This is a genomic window from Massilia sp. GER05 (assembly GCF_052056005.1).
GTDB lineage: Bacteria > Pseudomonadota > Gammaproteobacteria > Burkholderiales > Burkholderiaceae_D > Telluria > Telluria orientalis.
Genome location: NZ_CP178858.1, coordinates 6,116,964 through 6,133,595 on the forward strand (window position 1 = coordinate 6,116,964; position 16,632 = coordinate 6,133,595).

Sequence of the window (16,632 nt, forward strand, 5' to 3'; positions counted from 1 at the left end):
ACGCGCGTTCGCGCGTTGTGTCACCTAGAGAGGATAAGAACATGATCAAAGCACTCAAGCACACCCTGCTCGCCGCCGCCCTCGCCGCAGCCACCGTTGGCGCCCAGGCCGCCGCACCGATGGTCAAGACCCCGGCCCCCGGTTTCTTCCGCGTGATGCTGGGCGACGTCGAAATCACGCCGATCAGCGACGGCACCTTCGACCTGCCGATGGACCAGTTCATTCACCAGAAGCCGGAACTGACGCGCGCAGCCATCGCGAAGAACTTCCTGAAGCTGCCCGTCGAGACCTCGGACAACGCCTTCCTGATCAACACCGGCAGCAAGCTGGTGCTGGTCGACACGGGCGCCGGCGCGCTGTTCGGCCCGACCGTCGGCAAGTTCGTCAACAACCTGAAGGCGGCCGGCTACCGGCCGGAGCAGATCGACGAAATCTACATCACGCACATGCACGGCGACCACGTCGGCGGCCTCGTCAACAATGGCCAGCGCGTGTTCCCGAACGCCGTCGTGCGCGCCGGCAAGGCCGATGCCGACTACTGGCTGAGCCAGGCGAACATGGACAAGGCCCCGGCCGACAAGAAGGATTTCTTCAAGGGTGCGATGGCGTCGATCAACCCGTACATCCAGGCCGGCAAGTTCAAGCCCATCGAGAAGGATGGCGAACTGGTCCCGGGCGTCTCCGCCCAGGCCGAGCATGGCCATACGCCCGGCCACACCGTGTACGCGGTCGAAAGCCGAGGCCAGAAGCTCGTGCTGATCGGCGACCTGATCCACCTGGCGTCCGTCCAGTTCGACAATCCGCAGGTGACGATCGCGTTCGACAGCGACGAGAAGGCGGCCGCAACGGCACGCAAGAAAGTGTTCGACGACGCGGCCAGGAACGGCTGGCTCGTGGGCGGGGCGCACCTGCAGTTCCCGGGGCTGGGTCATCTCCAGACGCAGGGCAAGGGGTATCGCTGGGTACCCGTCAACTACACCCAGATGCGCTGAATGGCGTCGCGCGTGGGCACGGGGTGCCCACCCTACGATTCTGAATGCGTCGCGCGTGGGCACGGGGTGCCCACCCTACGATTCTGCATGCGTCGCGCGAGGGCACGGGGTGCCCACCCTACGATTCTGAATGCGTCGCGCGTGGGCACGGGGTGCCCACCCTACGATTCTGCATGCGTCGCGCGTGGGCACGGGGTGCCCACCCTACGATTCCGTCGAGTAGGGTGGGCGGCCCTCCGCCCGCGCGCCACCCGTGGGCACGGGCGAATCGATTCGTGCCAGCAGCGCCGCCAGCTCGTCCATGTCGACGGGCTTCACGAAGTGGTGATCAAAGCCCGCCTCGAACGCCGCGCGGCGGTCCTGTTCCTGGCCGTATCCCGTGACGGCCACCAGCACGATGCCCCCCGTCTGTGCATCCGCGCGCAGGCGGCGGGCCAGTTCGTTGCCGTCCATGTCCGGTAAACCGATGTCCAGCAGCGCCACGTCCGGCCGCTGGTGCCGCGCCCGCTCCAGCGCGCGGTGCGAATCGTGTTCGACGTAGACCAGGTAGCCGCACGCCTCCAGCAGCATGCCCAGCGTGGCCGCCGCGTCGACGTTGTCGTCGACCACCAGCACGCGCAGCGGGCGCCGCGCACCGTCCACTGTCCCGCCTGCGCCGGCACCGTCAGCGACCGGCGCCACGCGTGGGGAACCCCCTTCCATCAGCGGCAGCGCCACCTCGAAGGTACTGCCCTGCCCCAGCCCCGGACTCGTGCAGGCGACGGTACCGCCATGCAGCTCGACGAGGTTCTTGACGAGCGCCAGGCCGAGACCCAGCCCGCCCTGCGCGCGGTCGACCGAGCGCTCGCCCTGCGTGAACAGGTCGAACACGTGTCCCGTCAGCTCCGGTTCCATGCCGATGCCTTCGTCGTGCACCGTCAGCAGCAACCGGCCGCGCGCATCGTCGACCGTGGCCGCGACGTCGATGCGGCGGTCTTCCGGCGTGTACTTGGACGCGTTGTTCAGGAGGTTGGCGAGCACCTGCACGAAACGCGGCTTGTCGCCCAGCACCACGGCATCCGGGTCGCCGATGCCGACGGCAAGGTGCTGGCGGCGCGCCTCGAACATGGGGCGCACCTGCTCGATGGCCTCGTCGACGATGGCGCGGACCGCCACGGGCGCGCGCGAGCGTGACGAGGCCGCGCGTGACGCGCGAGACGTCGAGCAGGTCGTCCACGAGACTCGTCATGTGGCGCACCTGGCGGCCGATGATGGCGCTGCTCTGGCGCACGCGGGCTTCGTCCAGGCGGCCGATGCGCAGCAGGTCGGCGGCCGCGCTGATCGGCGCCAGCGGATTGCGCAGTTCGTGCGCCAGCATCGCGAGGAATTCATCCTTGCGCCGGTCGGCGGCGCGCAGCTTGTCCTCAGCCGCCTTGCGCTCCGTGATGTCGCGGAAGAACGAGACGAGGCCGCCATCGGGCGTCGGATAGGCGCGTACTTCGCACCAGATCTCGACGCCGTCCGGCGTGCGCTGGCGGTACTCGGCGGTTCCGGCCACGCGGTCGCGCATCACGCGGCGGTACATGCGTCCCGCGTCGCTGTCGATCGCTTCCGGCCACACGTCCCAGTGGTTGCGGCCGATGAACCCGGCCGGATCCATGTGCGCGATGCGCAGCCCGGCGGGATTCATCTGCAGGACGGTCCAGTCGCGGTCGAGCAGCATGAAGCCTTCCGCGATCGTGTCGAGGATCGTGCGGCCGCGGTCGCGTTCCGCGCGCAGGGTGCCCTGCACGCGCGCCAGGTCGACGGCGGCCCGGATGCGCTCGGCCGTGCCGCGGGCCAGCGCCACCTCGGCGTCGGTCCACGGGTGCGGCCGGTCCAGGCCCAGCACGAGGAATGCCTGCAGGCGTCCGCTCTTGCGCAGCGGGACGGCGAGGCAGGCCTGGATGTCCAGTGCGAGATAGGTGCCCTGGCGGGCGGCCGCGCGCGGGTCGGTGCGCACGTCGGCCAGCCGCACGATCTCGCCGGCGCGGCCCGCGTGCGCGAGGCCGGGGCCGAAGGCGTCGATGGAAAACGCGTGCCCGGCCACGCTGGCGAGGCCGGGCCGGTGCCAGTCGCGCGCGACGGCCAGCGTATCGAGCGCCTCGTCGACTTCGCCGTACAGCACGCGCGCCATGCCCAGCTCCAGTCCCAGCAGCGTGCAGCCGGTGCGGATGGCTTCGTCGGCGGACGCCAGCGGGCGCAGCGCGTCGGCCACCGTCAGTTCGAACGCGGCGCGGCGCTCCGCCTGCACGCGGTTCGTCGTCTCGATGACGGTGCAATACAGGCCCGCCACGCGGCCGTGGCCGTCGTGCAGGGGCGAGTACGAGAACGTGAACCAGGTCTGCTCGCGGAAGCCGTGGCGCTCCATCGTGAGCGGCAGGTCTTCGAAATACGCGGATTTATTGGACAGCGCGCGGTCGACGAGCGGCACGAGGTCGGGCCAGATCTCGGCCCAGACATGCTGGAACGGCGCGTCGAACGCGGCGGGGTGCTTGGCGCCGAGGATCGTGGCGTAGGCGTCGTTGTACAGGAAGCGCAGGTCCGCGCCCCAGGCGAGGAACATCGGGAACGCGGAGCTGACCGTCATCGACACGGCGGTCGCCAGTTCGGGCGGCCAGTCTTCCGGCGGCCCGAGCGGCGACGTGCGCCAGTCGTGCTCCTGCAGGAGACGCCGGACTTCGCTCTCTCCGCCGAGACCGGCAGTGGTACGCAGAATGTCAGCCATGGCCGATTCTCGCATACCTGGCGGCGGGGCCCATGCACGATTGCAACTTCGTGTCCGAGCCCACCCGAGGGATTTACAGTTTGATGAAATGCTCGCGGTAGTAGCGCAGCTCTTCGATCGACTCGATGATGTCGGCCAGTGCCGTGTGCTTCTGCGCCTTCTTGAAACCGGACGCCAGCTCCGGCTTCCAGCGGCGGCACAGTTCCTTCAAGGTGGACACGTCCAGGTTGCGGTAGTGGAAGAACGCTTCCAGCTTCGGCATGCCGCGCGCCATGAAGCGGCGGTCCTGGCAGATCGAGTTGCCGCACATCGGCGACTTGTTCGCCGGCACCCACTGCCTCAGGAAGGCGATCAGCTGTTCCTCGGCCTGGGCTTCGTCGATGGTCGACGCCTTGACGCGGTCGATCAGGCCCGAGCGGCCGTGCGTGCCCTTGTTCCAGTTGTCCATCTTGTCCAGCGTCGCATCGCTCTGGTGGACGGCGATCACGGGGCCCTCGGCCAGCACGTTGAGGTTGGCGTCCGTAACGACGGCGGCCACTTCGATGATGCGGTCGTTGTCCGGGTCCAGGCCGGTCATCTCCATGTCGATCCAGACGAGGTTGAATTCGTTCGGACGTTGGGTGGGCACTTCAGTAGTGGTAGCTTGTGACATAATTCTCTCTTTGCTTTAAAAGCTTTTAATCAGTCGGGGTCAGAGCATTAATTTGGCGAGGTCAGAGCGCAACCGTGAAAACCGTGCTCTGAACCCGCTGATCAAAAAAGGTGCTCTGACCCCGAAAAACAGGATTTTCTCACAGGCATAGAATGCTTTCATCCGCGTTTTCGGTTTTGTTCGTCGTCTTTCTCCTGCTCACGCTCGGCCTGCGGTACTGGCTGGCGCGCCGCCACATCCGTCACGTCCTGCGGCACCGCGACCAGGTGCCGGCCGAATTCGCCGCCAGGATTCCCCTGTCCGCCCACCAGAAGGCCGCCGACTACACGGTCGCCAAGACCCGCTTCGGGCTGTGGGCCGCGCTGTGGAACACGCTCGTGCTGACCGGTTTTACCCTGCTGGGCGGCCTGCAGGCGCTGTCGACGGCGCTGCTGCACGCGCTTGGCCCCGGTATGGTGCACCAGATTCTGCTGATCGTCGCGTTCGCCGTCGTCTCCGGTGCGCTCGACCTGCCGTTCTCGTACTACCGCCAGTTCGTACTGGAAGAGCGCTTCGGCTTCAACAAGATGACGGTCGGGCTGTGGATCGCCGATGCCGTCAAGGGCGGCCTCGTCGGCGCCGTCATCGGCCTGCCGCTGCTGTGGGTCGTCCTTACCCTGATGGACAGGACGGGCGCCCTGTGGTGGCTGTACGCCTGGCTCGTGTGGAGCGGCTTCCAGTTGCTGATGATGGTGTTGTACCCGACCGTCATCGCGCCGATCTTCAACAAATTCACGCCGCTCACGGACGACAAGCTGAAGGACCGCATCGAAGGCCTCATGACGCGCGTCGGCTTCGCGGCCAAGGGCCTGTTCGTGATGGACGGCAGCAAGCGCTCCGCGCACGGCAACGCTTATTTCTCCGGCTTCGGTTCGAATAAACGCATCGTGTTCTTCGACACCCTGCTGTCACGCCTGGCCCCGGAAGAGATCGAGGCCGTGCTGGCGCACGAGCTGGGCCACTTCAAGCTGAAGCACATCATCAAGCGCATCGGCGTGCTGTTCGCACTGTCGCTCGCGTTCCTCGCCCTGCTCGGCTGGCTCAAGACGCAGGTGTGGTTCTACACGGGCCTGGGCGTGCTGCCGCTGCTGGGCCAGTCGAACGATGCGATGGCCCTGCTGCTGTTCTCCCTCGTGCTGCCCGTGTTCACGTTCCCGTTCTCGCCGCTGACGTCGATCACGTCGCGCAAGCACGAATTCGAGGCGGACGCGTTCGCCGCGAGCCACAGCGATGCGCGCGACCTCGTGTCGGCCCTCGTCAAGATGTACGAGGACAATGCCTCCACGCTGACGCCGGACCCGATCCACTCCGCATTCTACGATTCGCACCCGCCGGCCTCGGTGCGCATCCGTCACCTGCGCCTGGCGGGGGCCGCATGAGCCTGATCGACCGCCACTGCGTGCACGGCGCGCCCGCGCTGGATGACGCGACGATCCAGTCCTTGTTGACCGAGGTGCCGGACTGGCGCATCGACGGCAACCGTCTCCAACGCGAATTCGTGTTCCGCGACTTCCACGAGACGATGGAATTCGTGAACGCCCTCGCCTTCATGATCCACCGCGAAGACCACCACCCGGACCTGACCGTCGGCTACCGCCGCTGCGCGGCGTCGTGGACGACGCATTCGGCCGGCAACCGCCTGTCCGACAACGATTTCATTTGCGCGGCCAAAGCGGACGCGCTGTACGCGGGACGGGCCGGCGCATGAGCAAGCATGAATTTACAGGGACGATCGTCGCCGCGCACGGCCGCCACTACCTGGCCGACGTCGACGGCGAATTCCTCCAGTGCGTCACGCGCGGGAAAAAGACCAACGTGGCGGTGGGCGACATCGTCCACCTGAAGCGCACGTCGAACGACCAGGCCGTGATCGAAAAGATCGCCGAGCGCACGACCTTGCTGTACCGCTCCGACCAGTACAAGAGCAAGCTGCTGGCGGCGAACATCAGCCGGCTGTTCATCGTCATCGCGACGGAACCCAGCTTCGCCGACGACCTCGTGTCGCGCGCCCTCGTCGCCTGCGAGGCGGCCGGCGTGGACGCCCACCTCATCCTGAACAAGGTCGACCTCGAGCCCAACCTCGCCCGCGCGCGCGAACGCGCGAGCCTGTACACGCGCCTCGGCTACCCGCTGCACGAAGTGTCGGCGAAGACGCATCCCGACGACACCGTCGCGGCATTGACGCCGCTGCTGCAGGACCAGTCTTCCATCCTGATCGGCCAGTCGGGCATGGGCAAGTCGTCGATCGTGAACCTGCTCGTGCCGGACGCCGACATCGCCGTGCGCGAAATCTCGGAAGCGCTGGACACCGGCAAGCACACGACGACTTTTACGCGCCTGTACAAGCTGCCGGCCGGCGGCACCCTGATCGACTCCCCGGGCTTCCAGGAATTCGGCCTGTACCACCTGACGGAAGGCATGCTGGAACGGGCGTTCGTCGAGTTCAAGCCCTACCTGGGCGGCTGCAAGTACTACAACTGCCGCCACCTGGCGGAACCGCAGTGCGCGGTGCTGCAGGCGGTCGCGGACGGCAAGATCGCGAAGCTGCGCCACGAGCTGTACGCGCAGCTGCTGCACGAGTCCGCGCAGACGTTGTACTGACAACTTTTCCGCTTGGCTCCAAATGCAATTTCCCGGAAAGCAAGCAAAAACGCTTATAATCCAAGAGATTATCGTATCTCAGGCACAAAAATGGCTGGCACGACTCCCACCAACATCAAGCATTTCCTGCAGTTCTCCGACTTCACCCGCGACGAGTTCGAGTACCTGATCGAGCGCGCGACCGTCATCAAGCGCAAGTTCAAGAACTACGAGATCTACCACCCGCTCGTCGACCGCACGCTGGTCATGGTGTTCGAAAAGAATTCCACGCGCACGCGCCTGTCGTTCGAAGCGGGCATGCACCAACTGGGCGGCGCCGCGATCTACCTGAACACGCGCGACAGCCAGCTGGGCCGCGGCGAGCCCGTCGAGGACGCCGGCCAGGTCATGTCGCGCATGTGCGACATCATCATGGTCCGCACGTTTGGCCAGGACATCATCGAGCGCTTCGCGGCCAACTCGCGCGTGCCGGTCATCAACGGTCTCACGAACGAACACCATCCGTGCCAGGTGCTGGCCGACATCTTCACGTACTACGAGCACCGCGGCTCCATCGTCGGCAAGACGGTGGCGTGGATCGGCGACGCCAACAACATGCTGTATTCCTGGCTGCAGGCGGCGGAAGTGTTCGGCTTCCACCTGAACGTCTCCACGCCGAAGGGCTACGACATCGATCCGCAGCTGGTCTCCACGAAGAACTACACCTTCTTCGAGAACCCGTCCGACGCCTGCGCCGGCGCGCACCTCGTCAACACCGACGTGTGGACGAGCATGGGCTACGAAAAGGAAAACGCCGAGCGCCTGAAGGCATTCGACGGCTTCATCGTCGACGAAGCGAAGATGGCGCGCGCGAGCGGCGACGCGCTGTTCATGCACTGCCTGCCCGCGCACCGCGGCGAGGAAGTATCGGCCGGCGTCATCGACGGTCCGCAATCCGTCGTCTGGGACGAGGCCGAGAACCGCCTGCACGTGCAGAAGGCGCTGATCGAATACCTGCTGCTGGGCCGCATCGAAGATAAATAATCGCACGACCACGACCATTGAGCCTGATCGTCGGCCCGCCGAGGGCCGGCTGACCATCATCCCCCTCCACATCTGACACCACTGGAATCTCCATGAGCGACATTAACAAAGTAGTCCTCGCCTACTCGGGCGGCCTCGATACCTCCGTCATCCTGAAATGGCTGCAGGATAACTACAAGTGCGAAATCGTCACCTTCACCGCCGACCTGGGCCAGGGTGAAGAGCTGGAACCGGCGCGCGCCAAGGCGCTGAAGTTCGGCATCAAGCCGGAAAACATCTACATCGACGACGTGCGCGAAGAATTCGTGCGCGACTTCGTGTTCCCGATGTTCCGCGCCAACACCGTCTACGAAGGCGAATACCTGCTGGGCACGTCGATCGCGCGTCCGCTGATCGCCAAGCGCCTGATCGAGATCGCCAACGAAACCGGCGCCGACGCCGTGTCGCACGGCGCGACCGGCAAGGGCAACGACCAGGTGCGCTTCGAGCTGGGCGCGTACGCGCTGAAGCCGGACGTCAAGATCATCGCCCCGTGGCGCGAGTGGGACCTGCTGTCGCGTGAAAAACTGCTGAAGTATGCGGAAGACGCCGGCATCGAGATCGACATGAAGCACAAGAACGGCGGCGCGCCGTACTCGATGGACGCCAACCTGCTGCACATCTCGTTCGAAGGCCGCCACCTGGAAAACCCGAGCGCGGAAGCCGAGGAATCGATGTGGCGCTGGACCGTGTCGCCGGAAGCGGCACCGGACCAGGCCGAATACCTGGACATCGAATTCCAGAACGGCGACATCGTGGCCCTGAACGGCAAGCAGCTGACCCCGGCCGCCGTGCTGACGGAACTGAACCGCCTGGGCGGCAAGCACGGCATCGGCCGCCTGGACCTGGTGGAAAACCGCTACGTCGGCATGAAGTCGCGCGGCTGCTACGAAACCCCGGGCGGCACGATCATGCTGAAGGCGCACCGCGCCATCGAATCGATCACGCTGGACCGCGAAGTGGCGCACCTGAAGGACGACCTGATGCCGCGCTACGCCTCGCTGATCTATAACGGCTACTGGTGGGCACCGGAACGCGTCGCGCTGCAGACGCTGATCGACCACACGCAAAAGAGCGTGAACGGCTGGGTGCGCGTCAAGCTGTACAAAGGCAACGTGATCGTCGTCGCGCGCGATTCGAAGACGGATTCGCTGTTCGACCAGACCATCGCCACGTTCGACGAAGACGGCGGCGCGTACAATCAGGCCGACGCCGGCGGCTTCATCAAGCTGAACGCGCTGCGCATGCGGATCGCGGCGAACGCGCGCAAGAAGCGCGGCCAATAAGTTTTGAAGGTCGCGTAAAAGCCGCCGGTCTGCGAGGACCGGCGGCTTTTTCATTTACGTACCCTCAAGACCGTCGCCCCTGCGAAGGCAGGGGCCCAAGTTGCACGCGTTTCGGCAGCGCGTAAAAATTGGGTCCCCGCCTCCGCGGGGACGACGGCTGGGTAATAAAAAAAGCCGCCCTTCTGCTTGCGCGGAAGGACGGCAAAGGGAGGCGCACCGCTTGACCCCCGCCCCACCCCGCATTGCCCCCACGGCTGCGGCGTACGGCGGAAGCGGCCAGCGCCGGCTCACAACTCAGAAATGGAAGTTGGCGGTCAAGCTCGCCCAGCGCGGCGCGCCCGGCGTGTAGCGGTAGCCGCTCTTGTTGATCGAGGCGACGTATTCCTTGTCAAACAGGTTGTAGACGTTCAGGCGCAGGTCCAGCCAGCGGTTGACCTGGTAGTCCGCGACGGCATCCGCCACCCAGTAGCTGTCCGCGTACGCCGGCGTGCCGACCGCGCCGTCCGTCCCGCGCAGCAGCTTGCCCTGGTAGCGCACGCCGCCGCCGAGCGTCAGGCCGTGCGGCAGTTTATACGTCGTCCAGCTCGTGAAGGCCTGCTTCGGCGTGTACGACAGCGCGTTGGCGCCGCTCGCCGTGACGAGCTTGCCCGCCTCGATGCTCGTGTCCATGTACGTGTAGCCCGCGTTGATCGACCAGGCGCGCGTGATCTCACCCGTCACGGCCAGCTCGACGCCCTGCACGCGTTTTTTACCGGTCTGGTAGTACTTCAGGTCGACGGGATCCTGCTCGACCTCGTTCTTCACGTCCGTGCGGTACAGCGCCGCGTTCAGCCCGAGGCGGCGGTCGAACACTTCCCACTTGGCGCCCAGCTCCGTCGTCGTGCTGACCTGCGGGTCATAGATCGGGTTCGCCGCGCTATTCGCATTGCCCGAGAGCGCCAGGTTCGAGCCCGGCGGATTCTTCGAGCTGGCCCACAGCGCGTACACGCTGCTGTTCGCCGTCGGCTTGTACAGCGCGGACACCTTGCCGCTCACGAGGTTGTCCGACAGTTCGATATGCGTCGGCACGGGCGTGCCCACGGGGAGCGCCGGGGCCGACGTGGCCGTCGACAGCGCGATGGCGTCATACGTCGTGTCGAAGTGGTCCAGACGGGCGGACGCGTTGAAGATCCATTGGTCGCCCAGCTTGATCGTATCGAGCAGATAGCCGGATTCCGTCGCGGATTCCCCCCGCGTGCGGGCGCCGCTCGGCTGCAGGTTCAGGCCCGGGATCGGCAGCGCCGGGTCGGGGTGGTACAGGTTCGCCTGCGCCAGCGTGCCGCCGCCCACGTAGCTGCGGTTCGACTGCTTCTCGCTCGACAGGTCCAGGCCCGCGACGAGCGTGTGGCGCAAGGTGCCCGTGTCGAAATCGGCCGTCAGCGTCGTCTGGTTGGCGAGCACCGTGTTTTCCTGGTCCTTGACCGTGCGGATCGTGCGCGCCAGCGACCACGTGGACGGGTCGGCGGCGCCCGGCGCGATGACGTTCGCGGCCGAACCCGTGAAGGCGCTCAGCAGGTAGAACTGCTTCGTCTTGCCGTAGCGGCTCGTGTTCTTCAGGCGCATGCCATTGCGGAACTCGTGCTCGATGATGGCCGTCGCCATGTCGGCCGTCACCTTGTCGTAGTCGGACAGCGCGCCGTAGAAATTCTGCGGATCGACGGGCGCGGCGCCGGTGAGGAAAGGCCGCGTCGCGTCCGGGCTCCGGTAGCCGGGCAGGCCGATCGTCGGCACGCCGCCGTCCGGGCGGTTGTCCTGTTTCACGTGCAGGTAGTCGAGGTAGACGTGGGTCGGACCGTGCAGGCCGAACGCGAGCGACGGCGCGATGGCCCAGCGCTTGTCGCGCACTTCGTCGCGTGCCGGATTGCCGGCGCGCTGGTCGAGGACGTTCAGGCGGAACGCGATGCCGGACTCGCGGTCGATGACGCGGTTGATGTCGGCGGTGCCGCGCACGCGGTCGGCGCTGCCCACCGTGAGGCTGACGTCGCCGGTGTTCTTCAGCGTCGGCTGCTTCGTGTTCAGGTTGATGGAACCGGTGGGGGCGCCACGGCCCGTGTCGGTGCCGGCCGGGCCTTTCAGCACGTCGATCTGCTCGATGTTGAAGACGTCGCGCGAGATCGAGCCGATATCGCGGATGCCGTCGACGAACAGGCTGCCGGACGTATCGAAGCCGCGCATGTAGACCGCGTCGCCCGTGTTCGTGCTGCCGTTCTCGCCGAGGAAGAACGTGCCCACGCCGGGCGTGTTGCGCAACGCCTCCGTCAGCGTGGTCGCGCCCTGCTGCTCGAACAGCGCCTTCTTGATGACGATGACGGTCTGCGGGGTGTCCACCAGCTTTTCCGTGTACTTGGCCGATTGTGCATGCTCGGCCTTGTAGTCGTTCTCGCGCGCCCCGTTGACGTGGACGCGGTGCGGGCGGCCGGCGCCGGCGTCCGCATCGGCGGCGGCGTCGAGATCGGGCGCCGCGTGGCCGGCGAGCGGCAGCACGAGCATGGCCAGCGCGGCGCCCGCGCGGCGCGGCGTGGAAGGAGACAGATGCTTACGGCTGGTGATCGAGGTTCTCATCGTGGTCGTTGAATGTTGTTTTTGAATGTTTGTCGGAACGCCACGAACTGTATCAAGTTTCAACGCATAAGTAAACGCGAATCATTCTCATTTGTGTTAACAATACAGGTTTCACTCTTTTCAGCCGGACGCCGGCGCGCTACCATCGCGTCTTCGTTTTCCGCCTACGAAGCGCGCATGAGCGACACCCGCGAAAACCCCTGCCTGTCGTGCGGCGCCTGCTGCATGACCTACCGCGTCTCTTTCTACTGGGCCGACGCGGACGCGCGCGGCCTGCCGCCCGCGCTCACGGAACAGGTGAACGCGCATTTCTCGTGCATGGCCGGTACGAATGCGAAAGCGCCCCGGTGCGCCGCCCTGCGGGGCGGGCCCGACGGCAGGTACGCGTGCAGCGTGTACGAACAGCGGCCCGAGCCCTGCCGCGAAGTCCAGATCGGCGACGCCAAATGCCTGCAGGCACGCGCGCGCCACGCCCTGCCCGCCCTGGCCTGAACGGGCAATCCCCGGATTGGTGCACGCGGAGCCCTTGCCTCCGGGCAGAAATGTTACATTCACCATGTCTTCACGCCATTTGGAGCGCGCATGTTTCACAACTTGAGCATCAGGAACAAACTGGTCGCCGGCTTCGGCGCGATCGTCGCGATCATCCTGAGCCTGCTCATCCTCGCCTATGACAATTTCGCACGGCTGTCCGATGCCAATCTGTGGAACCGCCACACCCTCGAGGTGCTGCGCGAACTCGACACCATCGCGACGTCGGTGCTGCAGATCCAGTCGTCCACACGCGGCTACCTGTTGACGGGCAACGAGAACCTGGTGACGCCGATCCGCAACGAATACGCGACGGCGCGCGCGCACGTGAAGCGCGCGCAGGCGATCACCACCGACAACGCCCAGCAGCAGGACCGCCTGCGCCGCCTGGACAAGCTGCTCGTCACGTGGATGGACCAGGTGGTCACCCCGCAGATCGAACGGCGCCGGACCACCGGCGCGGCCGTGACGGCGCAGACCGAGGCCGGGGTACTGGCCGGCACGGGTTCCGTGGCCAGCGTGCGCGAGGTGCTGGACGACGTCGAAGCCGAGGAAAACCGCCTGCTGGTCCAGCGCCAGAAGGACACCGACGAACTACGCCAGACCATGAAGACGCTGCTGACCGGGGGCGCCGTCATCTGCGTGGTGCTGGCGGTCCTCATTTCGACGCTGCTCGTGCGCGCCGTCTCGCGGCCGCTGCACAGCCTGATGAGTGCTGCCGGCCAGATCGCCGGCGGCGTGCACGGCGCCCGCGCCGAGGTGCTGTCGCGCGACGACCTGGGCCAGGTGGCACTGGAATTCAACCGCATGGCCCAGGCCATCGAAGACAGCCAGGCGAAAGAACTGGCGGCGACGAACGAACTGCGCGCCAAGGTCGACATGCTGCTGGACGTCGTCTCGCGCGCCGCCCGCGGCGACCTGACCGGCACCGTCACGATCGCCGGCAGCGACGCGATCGGCCGCCTGGGCGAAGGCCTGGGCACGATGCTGGGCAGCCTGCGCACCCTGGTCAGCAACGTGCAGCGCGCGGGCATCCAGGTGACCACGTCGGCCACGCAGATCGCCGCGTCCGCGCGCCAGCAGGAGGCGACCGGGATCGAGCAGGCGCAGACGAGCGTCGAGGTGCTGTCGACCACGCGCGAGATCTCGGCCAACACGTCGCAGCTGCTGCGCACGATGGAAGAAGCGGGCGAAGTCGCCGATTACACGACGGCCGCCACCGCGGAGGCGCAGGACAACCTGAAGCGCATGGACCAGTCGATGCAGCAGATGGTCGCGGCCACCGACGCCATCACCGCCAAGCTCGCGACCCTGTCGGAAAAGGCCAGCAACATCAACAGCGTGCTGACCACGATCACCAAGGTCGCGGACCAGACCAACATCCTGTCGCTGAACGCCGCGATCGAGGCCGAGAAGGCCGGCGAGGCGGGCCGCGGCTTCGCTGTCGTCGCCGCCGAGATCCGGCGCCTGGCCGACCAGACGTCCGTGTCCACGTGGGACATCGAGCAGATGCTGAAGGAGATGCTGTCCGCCGTGTCGGCCAGCGTCATGGGCATGGACAAGTTTACCGAGGACATCCGCCGCAGCGTGGGCGAGGCGCGCCACGTGGCCGAGCAGCTGTCCGGCATGACGGAGCAGGTGCGCAAGCTGGCGCCCCGCTTCGACCTCGTGCTGCAGGGGATGCAGTCGCAGGCCGTGGGCGCGTCGCAGATCACGGCGACGATGACGCAGCTGTCCGACGCCAGCCAGCAGACCGTCGACTCGCTGAAAGCCACGAGCGAGGCCGTGCACCAGCTGCAGTACGCCGCCACCGACCTGCAGCAGTCCGTCGCCACGTTCTCCGTGAATACCGCATGAAGGCGATGGTGTTCCACATCGGCCGCGAACGCTACGCCTTGCCGCTGGCGAGCGTGCTGCGCGTGCTGCCGGCGGCGCGCCTGAAGGCGCTGCCGGGCGCGCCGCATTTCGTGCCCGGCCTGCTGGACCTGCACGGCGCGGCGATCCCCGTGATCGACCTCTCGCGCCTGGCCGGCACGCCGCCGGACGCCGTGCGCTACGACACCCGCATCCTGCTCGTCGAGATCATTGCTGCCGGGCGCCGGCGCCGCCTGGGTTTGAAGGCCGAGCGCGTGATCGGCGTGGCGGCCCTCGACGGCGAACTGGCCGACGCGGGCGTCGCGAGCGCGCCGTGGCTCGGCCAGGTCGCGCCCGGCGCCGACGGCATGCTGCAGCTGCTCGCCCCGGACCGCCTGCTCGCGCCCGAGGTCGAGGCCCTGCTGTTCGGAGCAGGCACGTGAATCTCACGCTGCGCCTGCGTGCCGCCACGGGTCTCGACCTGGGCGTCGCCGCGGTCGAACGGGCCGTGCGCGAGCGCATGCGCGCCACGGGTGCCGGCATCGACTACGATCCGCAGCCGGGCACGCCCGAATTCGACGCGCTCGTCGACCTCGTCGTCGTGCCGGAGTCCTGGATCCTGCGCGACCCCGCCGTGTTCGAGACCGCGCTGCGCTTCGTGCAGACGCGCCTCCTGACGCGGCCCGGGCGGCAGGTCCGCGTGCTGTCGCTGCCCTGCGCCGGCGGCGAGGAACCGTATTCGCTCGCGATGCTGCTGGCGCACGCCGGCATCGAACCCGAACACTGCCGCATCGACGCGTTCGACCTGTCGCGCGCCGCGATCGCCCGCGCCCGCGCCGGCAGGTACACCCGCAACGCGTTCCGCGGCGACGACCAGGGCCTGCGCGCGCGCTTCTTCACGGAGGACGGCGACGAGCACGTGATCGGCGCGGCGCCGCGCGCCTACGTCGCGTTCGTCCAGGCGAACCTGTTCGACGTCGACCCGGCCGTCACGGGCACCTACGACCTCGTGTTCTGCCGCAACCTGCTGATCTACTTCGACCTGGCCACGCAGGAGCGGGCGGCCGCGCGCCTCGCCGCGCTGCTGGCCGACGACGGCCTGCTGCTGGCCGGTTATGCCGAAGCGCCCGCGCTGTGCCGCGCCGGCTTCGCGCCGCGCACGCCGCACGACACGTTCGCATTGCGCAAGCATGGCCGGCGCGCGGCCGACGTCCTGCGCGCGCCGCCCCGCCCCGCCGCGCGCCCGGCACCGCGTCCGCCCGCGCCCCCGCGCGACCTGCTGGCCGAAGCGAAGGCCCACGCCGACGCCGGCCGGCTGGCGCATGCGGAAGACGCGTGCCGCGCGCTGCTCGCCGTGCGCGCGGACGATGCCGAAGCGTGGTTCCTGCTCGGACTCACGGCCGAATGCACGGGCCGGCCGCAGGGTGCGCAAGACTGCTGGCGGCGCTGCGTCTACCTCGATCCCGACCATTACGAAGCGTTGTGCGGGCTGGCGCTGCTCGCCGAACAGCGCGGCGACCTCGCCCAGGGTGGGAGCCTGCGCGCGCGCGCCGCGCGCGTGCATGCGCGGCGCGGGAGGCAGCACGCATGAAGCACCTGCCGGTCCGCGCGTGGGACGAGGTGGCCTGCTGGCGCGGCATCGGCGTCGCGGGCGACCTCAGCTGCCCCGAGCTGGCAACCCATGTCCATTGCCGCAACTGCCCCGTGTACGCGGGCGCCGCCCAGCACAACCTGCAGCGTCCCGTCGACGCCGACTACCGCGATGCCTGGGCGCGCGAGCTGGCCCGTCCCGAACCGCCGCCGGCGCGCACGGACGCCGCCGCGCTGGCATTCCGCGTCGGCCGCGAGTGGCTGGCCGTGGCCATGGCCCTCGCCGTCGAAGTCGCCCCGCCGGCGCCGGCGCACCGCCTGCCGCACCGCGGCCGCGGCGCCCTGCTCGGCATCGTCAACGTCGGCGGCCGCCTGCTGCCGGCCGTGTCGCTCGCGCGCCTGCTGAACGTGGACACGGACGACGTCCCGCCGCCGCCGGGCCGCCACGCGTTCGCGCGCCTGCTCGTGCTGGCCCTCGGCCCCCACCGCTACGCGCTGCCGGTCGACGAAGTCCACGGCGTGATGCGCCACGCGCAGGACGCCATGCGCCCGCCCGCCGCCAACGTGGGCCGCGCGCCGCCCGGCCTCGTCGCCGGCGTGTTCGCCGCCGGCGCCATCGAAGCGGGCCTGCTCGACACGGCGCGTTTGCGCGCCGAGCTGGAGGCACAGCTGCGATGA

At 67.7% G+C, this 16,632-nt stretch carries 14 protein-coding genes and 2 pseudogenes; 11 read left to right on the forward strand and 5 right to left on the reverse strand.

The window, feature by feature from the left end:
- Positions 1-41 precede the first annotated feature (41 nt).
- Entirely contained in the window at positions 42-992 is a 951-nt protein-coding gene (locus tag ACL58G_RS27030; protein ID WP_440963748.1) for an MBL fold metallo-hydrolase, read from the forward strand.
- A 204-nt stretch (positions 993-1,196) separates the two neighbouring features.
- On the opposite strand, the gene ACL58G_RS27035 is transcribed toward ACL58G_RS27030, so the two are convergent.
- From ACL58G_RS27035 to orn, 4 genes and pseudogenes are all read right to left on the reverse strand, one after another.
- Entirely contained in the window at positions 1,197-1,673 is a 477-nt protein-coding gene (locus ACL58G_RS27035) for a response regulator (RefSeq protein ID WP_440968137.1), read from the reverse strand.
- Positions 1,674-1,754: 81 nt separating this feature from the next.
- Positions 1,755-2,099 (reverse strand): annotated as a pseudogene (locus ACL58G_RS27040) (sensor histidine kinase); the annotation flags it as partial.
- Between the two features lie 133 nt (positions 2,100-2,232).
- Positions 2,233-3,753: pseudogene (locus ACL58G_RS27045) on the reverse strand (PAS domain-containing protein); the annotation flags it as partial.
- Between the two features lie 58 nt (positions 3,754-3,811).
- The gene (gene orn / locus ACL58G_RS27050; RefSeq protein ID WP_413387456.1) at positions 3,812-4,390 is read right to left on the reverse strand and encodes an oligoribonuclease; all 579 of its coding nucleotides are present in this window, start codon (positions 4,388-4,390) and stop codon (positions 3,812-3,814) included.
- 152 nt (positions 4,391-4,542) lie between these two features.
- On the opposite strand from orn, the gene ACL58G_RS27055 reads away from it, so the two are divergent.
- The 5 genes from ACL58G_RS27055 to ACL58G_RS27075 all read left to right on the forward strand — a co-directional run bounded on the left by ACL58G_RS27055 (position 4,543) and on the right by ACL58G_RS27075 (position 9,378).
- Complete coding sequence (locus ACL58G_RS27055; RefSeq protein WP_413387455.1) at positions 4,543-5,808, forward strand: M48 family metallopeptidase; 1,266 nt, start codon at positions 4,543-4,545, stop codon at positions 5,806-5,808.
- Positions 5,805-6,137: a 4a-hydroxytetrahydrobiopterin dehydratase gene (locus ACL58G_RS27060; protein ID WP_440963749.1), complete on the forward strand. Its 333-nt coding sequence runs from the start codon at positions 5,805-5,807 to the stop codon at positions 6,135-6,137. Before ACL58G_RS27055 ends, ACL58G_RS27060 begins: the two co-directional genes overlap by 4 nt.
- Complete coding sequence (gene rsgA, locus ACL58G_RS27065) at positions 6,134-7,030, forward strand: ribosome small subunit-dependent GTPase A (protein WP_440963750.1); 897 nt, start codon at positions 6,134-6,136, stop codon at positions 7,028-7,030. Before ACL58G_RS27060 ends, rsgA begins: the two co-directional genes overlap by 4 nt.
- A gap of 90 nt (positions 7,031-7,120) precedes the next feature.
- Complete coding sequence (gene argF, locus ACL58G_RS27070) at positions 7,121-8,053, forward strand: ornithine carbamoyltransferase (RefSeq protein WP_413342953.1); 933 nt, start codon at positions 7,121-7,123, stop codon at positions 8,051-8,053.
- A gap of 92 nt (positions 8,054-8,145) precedes the next feature.
- The gene (locus ACL58G_RS27075) at positions 8,146-9,378 is read left to right on the forward strand and encodes an argininosuccinate synthase (RefSeq protein ID WP_413387452.1); all 1,233 of its coding nucleotides are present in this window, start codon (positions 8,146-8,148) and stop codon (positions 9,376-9,378) included.
- Positions 9,379-9,672: 294 nt separating this feature from the next.
- Here the strand turns inward: ACL58G_RS27075 and ACL58G_RS27080 are convergent, their stop codons facing one another.
- Positions 9,673-11,979 carry a catecholate siderophore receptor Fiu gene (locus tag ACL58G_RS27080; RefSeq protein ID WP_440963751.1) on the reverse strand — a complete coding sequence of 769 codons (2,307 nt, stop codon included), beginning with the start codon at positions 11,977-11,979 and terminating at the stop codon, positions 9,673-9,675.
- 177 nt (positions 11,980-12,156) lie between these two features.
- On the opposite strand from ACL58G_RS27080, the gene ACL58G_RS27085 reads away from it, so the two are divergent.
- The 5 genes from ACL58G_RS27085 to ACL58G_RS27105 all read left to right on the forward strand — a co-directional run bounded on the left by ACL58G_RS27085 (position 12,157) and on the right by ACL58G_RS27105 (position 16,632).
- Complete coding sequence (locus ACL58G_RS27085; RefSeq protein WP_440963752.1) at positions 12,157-12,471, forward strand: YkgJ family cysteine cluster protein; 315 nt, start codon at positions 12,157-12,159, stop codon at positions 12,469-12,471.
- A gap of 90 nt (positions 12,472-12,561) precedes the next feature.
- Complete coding sequence (locus ACL58G_RS27090; protein WP_413387448.1) at positions 12,562-14,367, forward strand: methyl-accepting chemotaxis protein; 1,806 nt, start codon at positions 12,562-12,564, stop codon at positions 14,365-14,367.
- Positions 14,364-14,807, forward strand: coding sequence for a chemotaxis protein CheW (locus tag ACL58G_RS27095; RefSeq protein ID WP_413387446.1), 444 nt, complete (start codon positions 14,364-14,366; stop codon positions 14,805-14,807). The genes ACL58G_RS27090 and ACL58G_RS27095 overlap by 4 nt, the downstream gene beginning before the upstream one ends.
- Positions 14,804-15,955, forward strand: a complete 1,152-nt coding sequence (locus ACL58G_RS27100; protein WP_440963753.1) for a CheR family methyltransferase — start codon at positions 14,804-14,806, stop codon at positions 15,953-15,955. Before ACL58G_RS27095 ends, ACL58G_RS27100 begins: the two co-directional genes overlap by 4 nt.
- A complete protein-coding gene (locus tag ACL58G_RS27105; RefSeq protein ID WP_440963754.1) occupies positions 15,952-16,632 on the forward strand; it encodes a chemotaxis protein CheW in 681 nt (226 codons plus the stop codon). Before ACL58G_RS27100 ends, ACL58G_RS27105 begins: the two co-directional genes overlap by 4 nt.